At 63.5% G+C, this 13,747-nt stretch carries 14 protein-coding genes; 10 read left to right on the top strand and 4 right to left on the bottom strand.

The window, feature by feature from the left end; all coding sequences use genetic code 11:
* Positions 1–147 precede the first annotated feature (147 nt).
* The 3 genes from RFM98_RS30755 to RFM98_RS30765 form a co-directional block, all read right to left on the bottom strand.
* Positions 148–807 carry a peroxiredoxin gene (locus RFM98_RS30755; RefSeq protein ID WP_320312246.1) on the bottom strand — a complete coding sequence of 220 codons (660 nt, stop codon included), beginning with the start codon at positions 805–807 and terminating at the stop codon, positions 148–150.
* Positions 808–1,078: 271 nt separating this feature from the next.
* Positions 1,079–1,444 carry a cell division protein ZapA gene (locus RFM98_RS30760; RefSeq protein WP_320216695.1) on the bottom strand — a complete coding sequence of 122 codons (366 nt, stop codon included), beginning with the start codon at positions 1,442–1,444 and terminating at the stop codon, positions 1,079–1,081.
* A gap of 4 nt (positions 1,445–1,448) precedes the next feature.
* Positions 1,449–1,721, bottom strand: coding sequence for a DUF4164 domain-containing protein (locus RFM98_RS30765; protein WP_023763725.1), 273 nt, complete (start codon positions 1,719–1,721; stop codon positions 1,449–1,451).
* Between the two features lie 276 nt (positions 1,722–1,997).
* Here RFM98_RS30765 and tkt point away from each other — a divergent pair, with 276 nt between their 5' ends.
* The 7 genes from tkt to RFM98_RS30800 all read left to right on the top strand — a co-directional run bounded on the left by tkt (position 1,998) and on the right by RFM98_RS30800 (position 11,691).
* Positions 1,998–3,989: a transketolase gene (gene tkt / locus RFM98_RS30770; protein WP_320312247.1), complete on the top strand. Its 1,992-nt coding sequence runs from the start codon at positions 1,998–2,000 to the stop codon at positions 3,987–3,989.
* A 155-nt stretch (positions 3,990–4,144) separates the two neighbouring features.
* The gene (gene gap / locus RFM98_RS30775; protein WP_320312248.1) at positions 4,145–5,155 is read left to right on the top strand and encodes a type I glyceraldehyde-3-phosphate dehydrogenase; all 1,011 of its coding nucleotides are present in this window, start codon (positions 4,145–4,147) and stop codon (positions 5,153–5,155) included.
* 271 nt (positions 5,156–5,426) lie between these two features.
* Entirely contained in the window at positions 5,427–7,316 is a 1,890-nt protein-coding gene (locus tag RFM98_RS30780; RefSeq protein ID WP_320312249.1) for a potassium/proton antiporter, read from the top strand.
* A gap of 159 nt (positions 7,317–7,475) precedes the next feature.
* Positions 7,476–8,672 (top strand): phosphoglycerate kinase, encoded by a 1,197-nt coding sequence (locus tag RFM98_RS30785; protein ID WP_320312250.1) that lies wholly within the window; start codon positions 7,476–7,478, stop codon positions 8,670–8,672.
* Positions 8,673–8,868: 196 nt separating this feature from the next.
* Positions 8,869–9,894: a class I fructose-bisphosphate aldolase gene (locus tag RFM98_RS30790; RefSeq protein WP_320312251.1), complete on the top strand. Its 1,026-nt coding sequence runs from the start codon at positions 8,869–8,871 to the stop codon at positions 9,892–9,894.
* Positions 9,895–10,047: 153 nt separating this feature from the next.
* On the top strand, positions 10,048–10,788 hold the full coding sequence (locus RFM98_RS30795) for a DUF899 domain-containing protein (protein WP_320312252.1): 741 nt from the start codon (positions 10,048–10,050) through the stop codon (positions 10,786–10,788).
* 168 nt (positions 10,789–10,956) lie between these two features.
* On the top strand, positions 10,957–11,691 hold the full coding sequence (locus RFM98_RS30800) for an SGNH/GDSL hydrolase family protein (protein WP_320312253.1): 735 nt from the start codon (positions 10,957–10,959) through the stop codon (positions 11,689–11,691).
* Here the strand turns inward: RFM98_RS30800 and RFM98_RS30805 are convergent.
* The gene (locus RFM98_RS30805; RefSeq protein ID WP_040985195.1) at positions 11,688–11,867 is read right to left on the bottom strand and encodes a hypothetical protein; all 180 of its coding nucleotides are present in this window, start codon (positions 11,865–11,867) and stop codon (positions 11,688–11,690) included. The two genes, RFM98_RS30800 and RFM98_RS30805, sit on opposite strands and share 4 nt — an antisense overlap.
* Before the next feature lie 183 nt (positions 11,868–12,050).
* Between RFM98_RS30805 and RFM98_RS30810 the strand changes: the two genes are divergently transcribed.
* The 3 genes from RFM98_RS30810 (at position 12,051) to RFM98_RS30820 (ending at position 13,572) form a co-directional block, all read left to right on the top strand.
* Entirely contained in the window at positions 12,051–12,215 is a 165-nt protein-coding gene (locus RFM98_RS30810; RefSeq protein ID WP_320312254.1) for a hypothetical protein, read from the top strand.
* A gap of 208 nt (positions 12,216–12,423) precedes the next feature.
* Entirely contained in the window at positions 12,424–12,834 is a 411-nt protein-coding gene (locus RFM98_RS30815) for a hypothetical protein (RefSeq protein WP_320312255.1), read from the top strand.
* Positions 12,835–12,852: 18 nt separating this feature from the next.
* Positions 12,853–13,572, top strand: coding sequence for a helix-turn-helix transcriptional regulator (locus tag RFM98_RS30820; RefSeq protein ID WP_027166621.1), 720 nt, complete (start codon positions 12,853–12,855; stop codon positions 13,570–13,572).
* The last annotated feature ends 175 nt before the right edge of the window (positions 13,573–13,747 follow it).

The raw sequence follows: 13,747 nt of genomic DNA on the forward strand, positions 1-13,747 counted from the left end.
CGCAGGCTCGCTCAAAACATCTTGACCGCTCACCCCCTCGACAAACCTATCGCAAGCAAAATGCGCAGAGCCAACTGGAGCAAAGACTTCTTCTATGAGCTCTTTACTCATATGCGATAGCCCTACCGTGAACGGGGAGAAGGAAGTTCAAGCTGTCGGCTGCTTGGTCTTGCGCAGATACGGCAGCACCGTCTCATACGCTCCAAAACGCTTGATCGCATCCTCGTTGGAGACGGCGGCGGTGATGATGACGTCGTCGCCCTGCTTCCAGTTGGCCGGCGTCGCCACCTGGTGCTTGGCCGTCAGCTGGATGGAATCGATGACGCGCAGGATCTCGTCGAAGTTGCGGCCCGTCGTCATCGGATAGGTCAGCACCAGCTTGATCTTCTTGTCCGGGCCGATGACGTAGACCGAGCGCACGGTGGCATTGTCGGCCGGCGTGCGGCCATCCGAGCTTTCGCCCGCGCCCGCCGGCAGCATCTCGTAAAGCTTGGCGACCTTGAGGTCCTTGTCGCCGATCAGCGGGTAGTTCACAGTTTGGCCGGTGGCGGTCTTGATATCGGCTTGCCACTTGTCGTGGCTCGACACCGGATCGACGGAAATGCCGATAATCTTGACGTTGCGCTTTTTGAAGTCGCCTTCGAGACCGGCCATGGTGCCGAGCTCGGTCGTGCAGACCGGCGTGAAATTCTTCGGGTGGCTGAACAGCACCGCCCAGCCGTCGCCGATCCAGTCGTGGAAATTGATCGTGCCTTGCGTGGTCTCGGCCGTGAAGTCCGGCGCGATATCGTTGATACGAAGACTCATTGTGTGCTCCCTACCCTGAGACATGTCGCCGGCATGGGACAACCCCATCGGCGTGGCTCCGCCTTCTATACCGCCGCGCGGCCCGGTTCAAAAGGCTTGTGTCTGCAAGCGTGATTGGAGTGGCGGAAAAATTTCGTCTTTTCCTGGAAAAGACAGCAGGAATTTCCGCGATGGCTGTTTGGCCGCGGACGGGCTCAATGCATGTCACCCAAAGTGCATAGCGGTTTTGGGCGAAGCGCGTCGCTTGAATCCGTTTTCAGCGCGACGCGCTTTATGCCTTCTTCACCGCCAGCGTCGTCGCCAGATCTTCCATGCGCTGCGCAAGTGCGGCAAGCGCGGTGGTCAGCACGTTGTCGCTCTTGTCGGCTTTGGTCAGCGCCTCGTCGCGCGTCTTGCGCAGTGTCAGCACTTCACTCTCCATGCCCTTGACGCGCTTGGCGAGCTCGGAGAGCTCGTCCATCACCATGATGCCGGCCATGACGGTGAGCCTCTGGTCGCCGATCTCGCCGAAGGAATCCTTCAGATGCGAGACATAACGGTCGAAGCGCTCGGCAAGGTCGATCAGATGCTCTTCCTGGCCCTCGTCGCAGGCCATGCGATACTGCTTGCCGTCGATGGAAACCGTGACCTGTGCCATTGCCCTACCTGTCCAGCACCGCCCGGATGGTTTCCATGGCGGTCACCAGCCGGCGCGACACTTCCTTGTTGGCATCTTCCAGCCGCTCGGCGCGCGCTTCTGAATTGTCGAGCTCCTGCGCCAGGCGCGAGCGGTCGGCGTTCATGCGCTGCACCTCGGCCTCGGCTTCCGAGTAATCGCGCTCATGCTCGAGCTTCGCCGCCACGGCGTTTTCCAGCCCTTCCATGGCTTTGCCCAGCCTGGCGATGACTTCCTTGAGGGTCGTTTCCCCGGTCATGGCTTCGTCCTATGCCCTGCCCATCACCGAATCGCTCGCGTTCAGAACGCGTTACCTTGGAAAGATTAGGCACCGGGTGAAGCGTGCGTCAACAAAGCTCTCGCGACTGTCCCCCGCTATCGCTAATGTAAGGCGCCCGACATACAAAAACACCGCATCACAAGCCCGGCAAAAACCGCCCCCATTTGTTGACTAAAAGGCCGTGCCTGCTATGTGTCGCGCAACCCTTTCCCTAGGGTTCTCCCAAGGCCCTCAACCCGATTTCCCGGAGGAAGCATGAGCTCGCGCGAACAACATGACCGGATGGCCAATGCGATCCGTTTTCTTGCCATGGACGCCGTCGAGAAGGCGAATTCGGGCCACCCCGGCCTGCCGATGGGCTGCGCCGACATCGCCACCGTGCTGTTCAGCCGCTTCCTGAAATTCGACGCCAAGGCCCCACACTGGGCCGACCGCGACCGCTTCATCCTGTCGGCCGGTCACGGCTCGATGCTGCTCTATTCGCTCCTCTACCTCACCGGCTATGAGGACATGACGATCGACCAGATCAAGAATTTCCGCCAGCTCGGTTCCAAGACCGCCGGCCATCCCGAATATGGCCACGCCGCCGGCATCGAGACCACCACCGGCCCGCTTGGCCAGGGCCTTGCCAATTCGGTCGGCTTCGCGCTCGGCGAGCGCATCATGAACGCCGCCTTCGGCAACGACCTCGTCAACCACTACACTTATGTGCTGGCCGGCGACGGCTGCCTGATGGAAGGCGTCTCCCAGGAAGCCATCGCGCTGGCCGGGCACCTGAAGCTCAACAAGCTGATCGTCTTCTGGGACAACAACAACATCTCGATCGACGGCCCGGTCTCGCTGGCCGACAACACCGACCAGGTCGCCCGCTTCCAGGCTTCGGGCTGGAACGCCAGCCACATCGACGGCACCGATCCGGAAGCCATCGCCTACGCCATCGAGGCGGCGCGCCATTCCGACAAGCCGACGATGATTGCCTGCAAGACCACCATCGGCTTCGGCGCCCCGACCAAGGCCGGCACCAACAAGGCGCATGGCTCGCCGCTGGGTGCCGAGGAAATCGCCGGGGCGCGCAAATTCTTCAACTGGGAATCGCCGCCCTTCGAGATTCCCGCCGACATCCTCGACGGCTGGCGCGCCGTCGGCAAGGGCGGCGCCAAGGCACGCGCCGACTGGGAAGGTCGCCTGGCCAAGGCCGACACCCAGCTCAAGAGCGAATTCGAGCGCCGCCTCGCCGGCAAGCTGCCCTCCAACTTCGACGCCGTCATCGCCGACTACAAGAAGAAGCTCTCGGCCGACAAGCCGAAGGTCGCGACCCGCAAGTCCTCCGAAATGGCGCTGGAAGTCATCAACGGCGCGGTGCCGGAAACCATCGGCGGTTCGGCCGACCTCACCGGTTCCAACAACACCAAGACCAGCCAGACCAAGAACATCACGCCGGACGATTACGGCCAGCGCTATGTCCACTACGGCATTCGCGAGCACGGCATGGCGGCGGCGATCAACGGGCTGACCCTGCATGGCGGCCTGATCGCCTATGGCGGCACCTTCATGTGCTTCTCCGACTACGCCCGTCCGTCGATGCGTCTGGCCTCGCTGATGGGCATCCGTTCGATCTTCGTCATGACGCATGACTCGATCGGCCTCGGCGAGGATGGCCCGACCCACCAGCCGGTCGAGCATCTGGCGGCGCTGCGCGCGATTCCCAACCACAATGTCTTCCGCCCGGCCGACGCGGTCGAGACGGCGGAATGCTGGCAGATCGCGCTCGAATCCGAAAAGACACCGTCGACCCTGGCGCTGACCCGCCAGAACCTGCCGACGGTGCGCACGGAATTCAGCGAGAAGAACCTCAGCCGCCAGGGCGCCTACGAACTGGCCGCCGCCGGCGGCGAAGCGGTGGTGACGATCTTTGCCACCGGCTCCGAGGTCGAGATCGCGCTCGGTGCGCGCGACCTGCTCGAAAAGCACGGCCACCCCACGCGCGTCGTCTCGGTGCCCTGCTTCGAACTGTTCGACCAGCAGAGCGACGATTACCGCAAGAAGACCATCGGCAACGCCAAGGTGAAGGTCGCGATCGAAGCCGGCATCCGCCAGGGCTGGGACCACCTGATCGGCACTGACGGCATCTTCGTCGGCATGCACGGCTTCGGCGCCTCGGGCACGATCGAGCAGCTTTATCCGCATTTCGGCATCACCGCCGATGCCGCTGCAAAGGCGGTCGAAGCCCGTCTGCACGGCAAATAGGAATTGGTCCGGGCCCGGCAGCGCCGATTAACGGTTTTGCCGGGCTGGACCAACCTAATCGATTTAAATGCGACCTTCTGCGGCTGGATTCTTACACCGTCCGCCGTTATGAAACTGCGGACCCATCCGCTTTCCAGCCTCCAAGGGAGAGAACAATGACCGTCAGAGTTGCCATCAACGGATTTGGCCGTATCGGCCGTAACATCCTGCGCGCCATCCATGAATCCGGTCGCAAGGACATCGACGTCGTCGCCGTCAACGATCTCGGCCCGGTCGAGACCAACGCGCACCTGCTGCGCTATGACAGCGTGCACGGCCGCTTCCCACACGAGGTGACGGTCGATGGCGACCAGATCACCGTCGGCAAGGAGAAGTTCAAGGTCACCGCCATCAAGGACCCGACCCAACTGCCGTGGAAGGACCTCGGCGTCGACATCGCGCTCGAATGCACCGGCATCTTCACCGCCCGCGACAAGGCCGCCGCGCACCTGACCGCCGGCGCCAAGCGCGTCCTCGTCTCGGCGCCCGCCGAAGGCGCCGACCTGACCGTCGTCTACGGCATCAACCACGACAAGCTGACCAAGGACCACATCGTCATCTCGAACGCGTCCTGCACCACCAACTGCCTGGCGCCGCTGGCGGCCGTGCTGCATGAGACCGTCGGCATCGAGAAGGGCATGATGACGACGATCCACTCCTACACCGGCGACCAGCCGACGCTGGACACCATGCACAAGGACCTCTACCGCGCCCGCGCGGCAGCGCTCTCGCAGATCCCGACCTCGACCGGTGCGGCCAAGGCTATCGGCCTTGTGCTGCCCGAGCTCAAGGGCAAGCTCGACGGCATTTCGATCCGCGTGCCGACCCCGAACGTCTCGGTCGTCGACTTCAAGTTCATCGCCAAGCGCTCGACAACCGCGCAGGAAATCAACGAGGCGGTCATCGCCGCGTCCAACGGCAAGCTGAAGGGTGTTCTGTCCGTCACCCACCATCCGAACGTGTCGATTGACTTCAACCACGATCCGCATTCCTCGATCGTGGCACTCGACCAGACCAAGGTGATGGACGGCAACTTCGTTTCGGTCCTGTCCTGGTACGACAATGAATGGGGCTTCTCGAACCGCATGGGCGACACCGCCGTTGCCTTCGGCAAGACCATCGCCTGATCCAAGGTTCATCTGCCAATTTGAAACGCCCGGCTTCGGCCGGGCGTTTTCGTTTAAGATCAGGCGGATCCGCGCACCACGGAGATTAACCGGAACACCAGTCGCGTCGTCATTCCAGGGCGGAGCAGGGAGCGGAGCGACGCGCGCAGACCCTGAAATGACGAAGTTGGAGGCACTGCCCAAAAAACCATGCTGCCGCCTTGCACTGGTCATGTCTTCGCCCCACTCTGCCGTAAAGCGGGAGGGACGCGCATTTGAGGGGCAATAGCGGATGGAGCATGCGATCTATCTTGTGACGCTGGTCGGCACCACGCTTGTCGTTGCCGCCGCGTTTTCGAGCCTGATCGCCTTCCGCTTCGGCGCTCCCCTGCTGCTCCTGTTCCTCTGCATCGGGCTTGCCACCGGTGTCGACGGACTCGGCATCGAATTCGACAATGCGCGGCTGGCTTATTTTGCCGGCTCACTGGCTTTGGCCATCATCCTGTTCGATTCCGGTTTCGGCACGCCGCTCAACGCGTTGCGCCAGGCAGCCGGACCGGCGCTGTCGCTGGCCACGATCGGCGTTATCTTGACCACCGGCATCTTCAGCGTCGCCGCTTCCTATTTTCTCAAACTTAGCTGGCTGGAATCCTCGCTGCTTGGCGCCGCCGTCGCCTCGACAGACGCGGCTGCCGTGTTCTTCCTGCTGCGCGCCGGCGAAATCCATCTGCGCGAGCGCGTGCGCGCGACGCTCGAAGTGGAATCCGGCACCAACGATCCGATCGCCATCTTCCTCACCATCACCCTGGTCGAGATCATCGCCGCGCATGCCAACCCGCAAGCCAATGTGCTGGCCACCAACCTTTTGCTCGGCTTCCTCGCCAATATGGGACTCGGCGCCGTTATCGGCGTGCTCGGCGGTTTTGGCATCGTACGCCTTGTCGAGCGGCTGAATCTCGACCACGGCCTGCTGCCGATCTTCGTGCTGACGCTGTCGCTGATGGTGTTCGCGGCAGCCGGCGCCATTGGCGGCTCGGGCTTCCTCGCCGTCTACCTTGCCGGTCTGATCGCCGGAAATTCCGACATCCGCGCCGTCACCATCCTGAAGCGCTTCCAGGACGGCATGTCGTGGCTGGCGCAGATCATCATGTTCCTGATCCTCGGCCTGTTCGCCACGCCTTCGCAGTTCCCTGCGATCCTGGTGCCGGCGACCCTGCTCGGGCTGTTTCTCATCTTCGTTGCGCGGCCTTTAGCCGTCTGGCTCTGTCTGATCCCGTTCCGCCTGCCGCGTCCGGAGGTCGCCTTCGTCTCCTGGGTCGGCCTGCGCGGCGCGGTCTCGATCCTGCTTGCCATCACGCCGCTGCTCGGCGGCCTCGAACATGGCCGCCTGATCTTCAACGCCGCCTTCATAATCGTGCTGGTGTCGCTGGTGGTGCAGGGCTGGACGGTCGGGCCGCTGGCGCGCCGCCTCGGCCTGATCGTGCCGGCGCGTCTCGGGCCGCTGGACAAGGTGGAGCTCGAATTGCCGGGCTCGGCCCATCACGAGCTGCTCGCCTATCGCGTGGCACCTGGCAGCCCGGTGGCGCGCGGCGAGCGCATCCCGCGTTGGGCAAGGCCCTCGCTGGTGCTGCGCGACGGCCGCTCGATGCGCTTCCAGGACATGGGCAGGCTGGCGGCCGGCGATCAGGTGTACATCTTCGTGCCGGACCGCTATCCGCGCCTGCTCGACAAGCTTTTTGCCAGCCGCGCCATGGTCGATCCGGAGGATGCCGACTTCTTCGGCGCCTTCGCCCTCGATCCGGCCCGCTCCGCCGCCGAGCTGGAAGCCGCCTACGGACCGGGCCTGACTGAGGCCGAACAAAAACTCACCGTTGCCGCGCTGGTTTCGGAACGGCTCGGCGGACATCCCGAATATGCCGACCGCGTGATGATCGGCCCAATCGAGCTGATCGTGCGCGATGTCGACGAGAAAGGCAGGATCACCGGGCTTGGCCTGTCCTTCGAGCCGACCGCGCCGGTGGCGCGCGTGCCGGTCTTCCTCAGCGCGGGTGAGATCGGCGACCGCGTCGCCGCGCTGATCCGCAACTGGCGCGGGCCGGCGCAAAGGCGGGCAGCCGAGGACGTGCCGATCGACACGGCGGCGCCCGATCTGGACGGACAAAAGGCAGCCGGCGAAGGCTGATGTCTCACGGCGACATCATTTTTGCGCGCTCGCTTCAACGCAGCCCTTGCATCGTCCTTTGTGCCGGGTAAGGTCGCCGCGTTTTCGCTGGAGCAATTCCAGGAAAAGTGTGGCGGTTTTCCGTCCGGAATTGCGTCAAGGCACTAGGAAGGAACGACCATGGCCGGCTTCAAGACACTCGATGACATCGGCGCCGTCAGCGGCAAACGCGTCCTGGTGCGCGTCGACCTCAATGTGCCCGTCGCCGACGGCAAGGTGACCGATGCCACCCGCATCGAACGCATCGCGCCGACCATCGCCGAGCTCTCGAAGAAGGGCGCCAAAATTATCCTGCTCGCGCATTTCGGCCGCCCGAAGGACGGGCCTTCGGCCGAGTTCTCGCTCGAGCCGATCGCCAAGGCCACGGCCGAAGTTCTCGGCCGCCCCGTCGGCTTCGCCGCCGACTGCGTCGGCGACAAGGCCGCGGATGCCGTCGCCGCCATGAAGGACGGCGATGTCCTGCTGTTCGAAAACACCCGCTTCTACAAGGCCGAGGAGAAGAACGAGCCGGCCTTCACCGAAAAGCTCGCCGCCAATGGCGACATTTATGTCAACGACGCCTTTTCCGCCGCGCACCGCGCGCATGCGTCGACCGAAGGCCTGGCGCGTCACTTGCCGGCCTATGCCGGCCGCACCATGCAGGCGGAGCTCGACGCGCTGGAAAAGGGTCTCGGCAATCCGGTTAGACCGGTGGTGGCCATCGTCGGCGGCGCCAAGATCTCGAGCAAGATCGACCTCTTGATGAACCTGGTGAAGAAGGTCGACGCGCTGGTGATCGGCGGCGGCATGGCCAACACTTTTCTTGCCGCGCGCGGCACCGATGTCGGCAAATCGCTCTGCGAACATGACCTCGCCGGCACCGCCAAGCAGATCATGATCGAGGCGGCGGAGGCGGGCTGCGCCATCATCCTGCCCGCCGACGGCGTCGTCGCCAAGGAATTCAAGGCGGGCGCCGCCAGCGAGACCGTCGCCATCTCGGAGGTGCCGGCCGATGGCATGATCCTCGATGTCGGCGCAAAGACCGTGCAGAGCGTCAACGACTGGATCGATCGCGCCGCCACGCTGGTCTGGAACGGCCCGCTTGGCGCCTTCGAGATCGAACCCTTCGACCGCGCCACGGTGGCGGCGGCAAAGCATGCGGCCGCGCGCACAAAGGCAGGCAAGCTGGTCTCCGTCGCCGGCGGCGGCGACACGGTGGCCGCGCTCAACCATGCCGGCGTCGCCGACGACTTCACCTATGTCTCGACCGCCGGCGGCGCCTTCCTGGAATGGATGGAAGGCAAGCCCTTGCCGGGCGTCGAGGTGCTGAAGCGCTAAGCAATTCCAGGAAAGGTGTGGCGCGTTTAGGCTCGGCGACGTCGCCGTAGCCTTCCGTCCGGAATTGCGGCTCAATCAATATTCCGGGAACACGCGAAACCGCGCCTGGCTTTCAATCGATTCGAGCTTTTCGACCCCATTCCTTTGGCGGTAGAGTTCCGTTAAGCGCGGAACCAACACCGTCAAGGAGAGCATCATGAGCGAACGTCTTGAAGATATTGCCGCTGCTATCGTGGCCGATGGCAAAGGCCTTTTGGCTGCCGATGAGAGCTCCGGCACCATCAAGAAGCGTTTCGACGTCATCGGCGTCGAATCGACCGCCGACAACCGGCGCGACTATCGCGAGATGATGTTCCGGTCCAAGGAGGCGATGTCCCGGTACATCTCAGGCGTCATCCTCTATGACGAGACCATTCGCCAGAAGGCTGCCGACGGGACGCCGCTGGTCGACATCATCAAGGCGGCCGGCTCCATTCCGGGCATCAAGGTCGACGCCGGCGCCAAGCCTCTCGCCGGCTTTCCCGGCGACACCATCACCGAGGGCCTCGACGGGCTGCGCGAGCGGCTTGCCGACTATTACAAGCTCGGCGCGCGTTTTGCCAAGTGGCGCGCCGTGATCGACATCGACACCGGCAAGGGCGTGCCTTCCGCCAATTCGATCGCCTCCAACACCCATGCTCTGGCCCGCTATGCCGCGCTTTGCCAGGAAGCCGGCATCGTGCCGATCGTCGAGCCGGAAGTGCTGATGGACGGCGCCCACTCGATCGACACCTGCTACGAGATCAGCAAGGCGACGCTGATCAAGCTCTATGACGAACTCTACGCGGCGCGCGTCGTCCTGGAAGGCTCGATCTTGAAGCCGAACATGGTCATCTCCGGCAAGAAGTCGGGCAAGACCGACAGCCCCGCGGAAATCGCGGAGAAGACGATAAAACTGTTCCGCGAGGTGGTGCCGTCGGCAGTGCCGGGCATTGCCTTCCTCTCCGGCGGCCAGGAGGACGAGGAGGCGACGGCCAACCTCAACGCCATCAACGCCATCGGGCCACACCCGTGGAAACTGACTTTCTCTTATGGCCGTGCCCTGCAGGCGGCGCCGCAGAAGGCGTGGAGCGGCAAGGCCTCGAACGTCGCCGCCGGCCAGGCCGCCTTCACCCACCGCGCCCACATGAACCATCTGGCGGCGCTTGGAAAATGGCAGCCGGCGCTGGAAAAGGCCGCCTGACGCGACTCCCCTTCATGCCTTGAAAACCCGGGCCATCGGCCCGGGTTTTGTTTTTTGCGGGCCGCATTCCTACCTGATGCAGCGAAACAGCGGCGGCTGTGTCGGGTTGAGCCGATGTCGAACGTCCTTGGCAGGAGAGGACAGGAGATGGTCATGCAACGCAATGCCGTGGTTTCGCGCGAAGACTGGTTCGAAGCGCACCGAAAACACCTCGAGCGCGAGAAGGAACTGACACGGTTCCGCGACCTTATCGCCGCCGAGCGGCGGCAACTGCCCTGGTTCAAGCTGCGCAAGGATTATGTCTTCGAAAGCGAAGCGGGGCCGAAGCGCCTTGCCGAGCTGTTCGCCGGCAAGAGCCAGCTCATCGTCTATCACTTCATGATGACGCCGGGCTCCGATCACCGTTGCAAGGGATGCTCGTTCCTCGCTGACCATATCGACGGCGCCAATCAGCATCTCAAGCACCATGACGTCTCGCTGATCGTCGTCTCGCGTGCGCCGCTGACCGAAATCCTGCCTTACAAGCAGCGCATGGGCTGGGAGTTCGACTGGGTGTCGTCCTATGCGTCCGATTTCAACTTCGACCTGCAGGTCTCCTTCACCGACAAGCAGATCGCCGCCGGCGACACCACCTACAATTTCGAGAAGCGCCCTTTGCGCTCGAAAGACCTGCCCGGCACCAGTGTCTTCTACCGCAATGAGTGCGGCGATATCTTCCTCACCTTCCTGTCGCGTGCCCGCGGCGGCGACGCGCTGATCGGCGCCTATCATTATCTCGACATGACGCCGAAGGGCCGCGACGAGACCGGCCCCTATCACGGCCTGATGGACTGGGTGCGCCTCCACGACGAATATCAGGACAAGGCAAAGGACCAGCCCGACTGCTGCGAATGATCGACGTCGTTCACCTCGGGCGAGACATGCGCTAATGGCTTGCTGTCACGCAAAGCAATTCCAGGAAAAGTGTGAAACGGTTTTCCGTCCGGAATTGCGCTAAACGAAAAGAGGAGAGAGCAGCTCGCCGTTTCCGTGAAACGGTGAACTGCTCTGACGGAAACCGCCATGCAGCGCCTGCTTGCCTTTCTCACCTGGCTCGCTTTCCCGGTCTATATCTGGCAGGGCCTCGGCGTGCGCCGCCGCACCACGCGCATGCTGCCGGCCAGAGGTCCGGTCCTGCATGAGATTGCGGGCCGGTCGCCGGCGGTCGCATTGCTGGTCCTGGGCGACTCCTCGGCAGCGTCGGTCGGCATCGAGCAATCCGAATATGGGCTTGCCGCGCAGCTTGCCGGCCTGATCGCCGAGCGCGCGGGCAGCGCCGTGCGTTGGCGCGCCGCCGGCTTCAATTCGGCGACCTCCGGGCAGATCCGCGACTATGTCCTGCCCAACCTGTCGGCCGATCCCTGGACGCATATCGTGCTCGCCATCGGCACCAATGACACCAAGAACTTTCACTCCGTGCCGCGCTTCAAGAAGGAGTTCGGCGGCCTGCTCTATGCGCTCCGGGCCAAATGGCCGGAAGCGCGCGTGGTGTGGTCGCCGGTACTGGAATTCACCCGCGCGCCGGCAATGCCGCCATTGCTCGGCAGGATCCTCGAGATCCGCGCTGGCGCGATGAATCGCATGGGCGTGCGCCTCTGCAACGAGCGCGGCGCTATTGCCGCAGCGCGCCTGCCGATCACCGATCCCGAGGCCGGCTTTGCCTCCGATGGCTTCCACGCCTCGCAAGCAGGCTATCGCGCCTGGGCGGAGCATCTGCTGGATTTCGTGCTTGGCGATGAAAAGAGCAACCTGACTTAGGCCCAATGCCCTAGGACGGCCGCCAACGATATCGCCGCCATGGCAAGCAGTGCCAGCTTCCAGAAGTCGCCGCGCCGCTTCAACCCCGGCCAGCCGAGCGGCTTGATGACCTGGATCAGCATGATGCCGATGATGACAAGGGCGAGCAGTTTCGTCATGCCGCCTTTGACCAGCAATGCCCGCGCCTGTCAAAGCCGATCTCGGCGCAGGCCCTGAGGGAACGCCCCTGACAAACGCCGGTTTCCGGGACCCTCGCCCAGCCTTACGGCGCATTCTTCCGTACCCTGCCAACCTCCTGACAGACTGCTGTCAGGAGCGGTGTGAGATACTCTCCTCATCAAAAAGAGAGGAGTCTGGTCATGAACGGTTTCACCATCTTGCGTAGCGTGCAGCATTATGTCGGCAGCATCCGCACGGTGCGGAACGAGATCCGCACCCAGCGTTTCTTGAACACCTTGCCCGCGGATATCCGCAAGGACATCGGTTGGCCGGACCTTTACACCGGCCGCGTGCGCGGAAACTGAAATTTTGGCGCCGCGACTTGGATTGTGACGACACAGCGCCCAGATGTAATGGCAGCCAATGATGCCGAGTTCCGGGAAAGAAGCCTCTGTTTGCCGCTAGCTTAGCCACAGCCTCCTGACAGCATGTTGTCAGGAGGCATGCGGTAATTGGAGCGGCTTCGATCCTGACAGCAACGAACTCGATCCGACTATCCGGAGTAATCCGCGAATGGTGAAAAGCTGGAACGACAGGCTGAACACGGCGGGCATCAACGGCATCAAGCCGTCGCCGCGCACGGTTGGCGATGTCGTCGAGGGCCAGCCGATGCTGGTGCCGACCGCCCGTCAGGTCGACGACTTCATCCGCTCGATCCCTGAAGGGGTGGAGATGGATGTTCGCGCGCTGCGCGCCGCTTTGGCCATCGAGCACGGCGCCGAGGTGACATGCCCGGTGACGATCGGCTATCATCTTCGCACCGTTGCCGAGGCCGCTCACGAGGATGTTGAGCGCGGCATGGCGTTGAGCGATGTCGCGCCCTTCTGGCGCGTATTGGATGCGGAGACGCCGACCACCGGCAGATTGTCCTTCGGTGCGAAGTTCGTTGCCGCGCAGCGCAAGCGCGAAGGGCTGAAGCCATAAACCCCGGGGGAGAAATCGATGCGTCGTGCCGACAGGCTTTTCCAGATCGTGCAGCATTTGCGGGGTGGCCGGCTGGTCACCGCGCAGAAGCTCGGCACATGGCTCGAGGTTTCCGAGCGCACCATCTACCGCGACATAGCAGACCTGCAGTCGACCGGCGTGCCGATCGACGGCGAAGCCGGCGTCGGCTACATGATGAGGGAGGGTTTCGACCTTCCGCCGCTGATGTTCACACGTGACGAGATCGTGGCGCTGGTTGCCGGCGCCCGCATGGTGCGCGCCTTTGGCGGCGCGGCAATGGCAAGGGCCGCTGACGAGGCGCTGGTCAAGATCGGCGCAGTGCTGCCGGATACCGAAAAGGACCGCATCGCCCGCACCGAGATCCACACCCCGATGTGGGTGGTGAGCGACGCCGCGCGCGAAGCCATCGACCTCATCGAGCGCGCCGTCGAGAAACGCCAGGTGCTGACCATCGACTATTCCGACGAGGCCGGCCGCGGCACCGCGCGCGACATCAGGCCCTTGGGCCTGTGGTTCTGGGGCAAGGTCTGGACCCTGGTTGCCTGGTGCGAGATGCGTGACGATTTCCGCGCCTTCCGCATCGACCGCATCGCCTCGGTCGTCATCGCCGGCCGCATCTTCAAGCCTGAGCGCGGCAAGCAGCTTGCCGATTTCTACCGCGCCGTCGAGCGCTCAGAGGATTACGGCATGGCGCCCGACCGCGCGGCGCGGACATGACTTCCTCCCAAGCCATTGTCCAACAAAAAAGCCCGCTCGAAAGCGGGCTCAGACTGCTGACAAACCCCTGGCGTTAGCCGGGGGTTTTTGATTCACTGGGTCATGTTGAAGCGACCCGCCCCCGAACAGACCGCCCTTGAGATGGTGACGTTGGACCAGCTGGTCCCGGGTGATC

This window comes from Mesorhizobium australafricanum (assembly GCF_033977265.1).
In the GTDB taxonomy this organism is placed as follows: Bacteria; Pseudomonadota; Alphaproteobacteria; order Rhizobiales; family Rhizobiaceae; genus Mesorhizobium; species Mesorhizobium australafricanum.

Excerpts from the sequence above, each read along its gene's own strand:
- RFM98_RS30755 (WP_320312246.1), bottom strand. The coding sequence starts at position 807 with ATGAGTCTTCGTATCAACGATATCGCGCCGGACTTCACGGCCGAGACC.
- RFM98_RS30760 (WP_320216695.1), bottom strand. The coding sequence starts at position 1,444 with ATGGCACAGGTCACGGTTTCCATCGACGGCAAGCAGTATCGCATGGCC.
- RFM98_RS30765 (WP_023763725.1), bottom strand. The coding sequence starts at position 1,721 with ATGACCGGGGAAACGACCCTCAAGGAAGTCATCGCCAGGCTGGGCAAA.
- tkt (WP_320312247.1), top strand. The coding sequence starts at position 1,998 with ATGAGCTCGCGCGAACAACATGACCGGATGGCCAATGCGATCCGTTTT.
- gap (WP_320312248.1), top strand. The coding sequence starts at position 4,145 with ATGACCGTCAGAGTTGCCATCAACGGATTTGGCCGTATCGGCCGTAAC.
- RFM98_RS30780 (WP_320312249.1), top strand. The coding sequence starts at position 5,427 with ATGGAGCATGCGATCTATCTTGTGACGCTGGTCGGCACCACGCTTGTC.
- RFM98_RS30785 (WP_320312250.1), top strand. The coding sequence starts at position 7,476 with ATGGCCGGCTTCAAGACACTCGATGACATCGGCGCCGTCAGCGGCAAA.
- RFM98_RS30790 (WP_320312251.1), top strand. The coding sequence starts at position 8,869 with ATGAGCGAACGTCTTGAAGATATTGCCGCTGCTATCGTGGCCGATGGC.
- RFM98_RS30795 (WP_320312252.1), top strand. The coding sequence starts at position 10,048 with ATGCAACGCAATGCCGTGGTTTCGCGCGAAGACTGGTTCGAAGCGCAC.
- RFM98_RS30800 (WP_320312253.1), top strand. The coding sequence starts at position 10,957 with ATGCAGCGCCTGCTTGCCTTTCTCACCTGGCTCGCTTTCCCGGTCTAT.
- RFM98_RS30810 (WP_320312254.1), top strand. The coding sequence starts at position 12,051 with ATGAACGGTTTCACCATCTTGCGTAGCGTGCAGCATTATGTCGGCAGC.
- RFM98_RS30815 (WP_320312255.1), top strand. The coding sequence starts at position 12,424 with ATGGTGAAAAGCTGGAACGACAGGCTGAACACGGCGGGCATCAACGGC.
- RFM98_RS30820 (WP_027166621.1), top strand. The coding sequence starts at position 12,853 with ATGCGTCGTGCCGACAGGCTTTTCCAGATCGTGCAGCATTTGCGGGGT.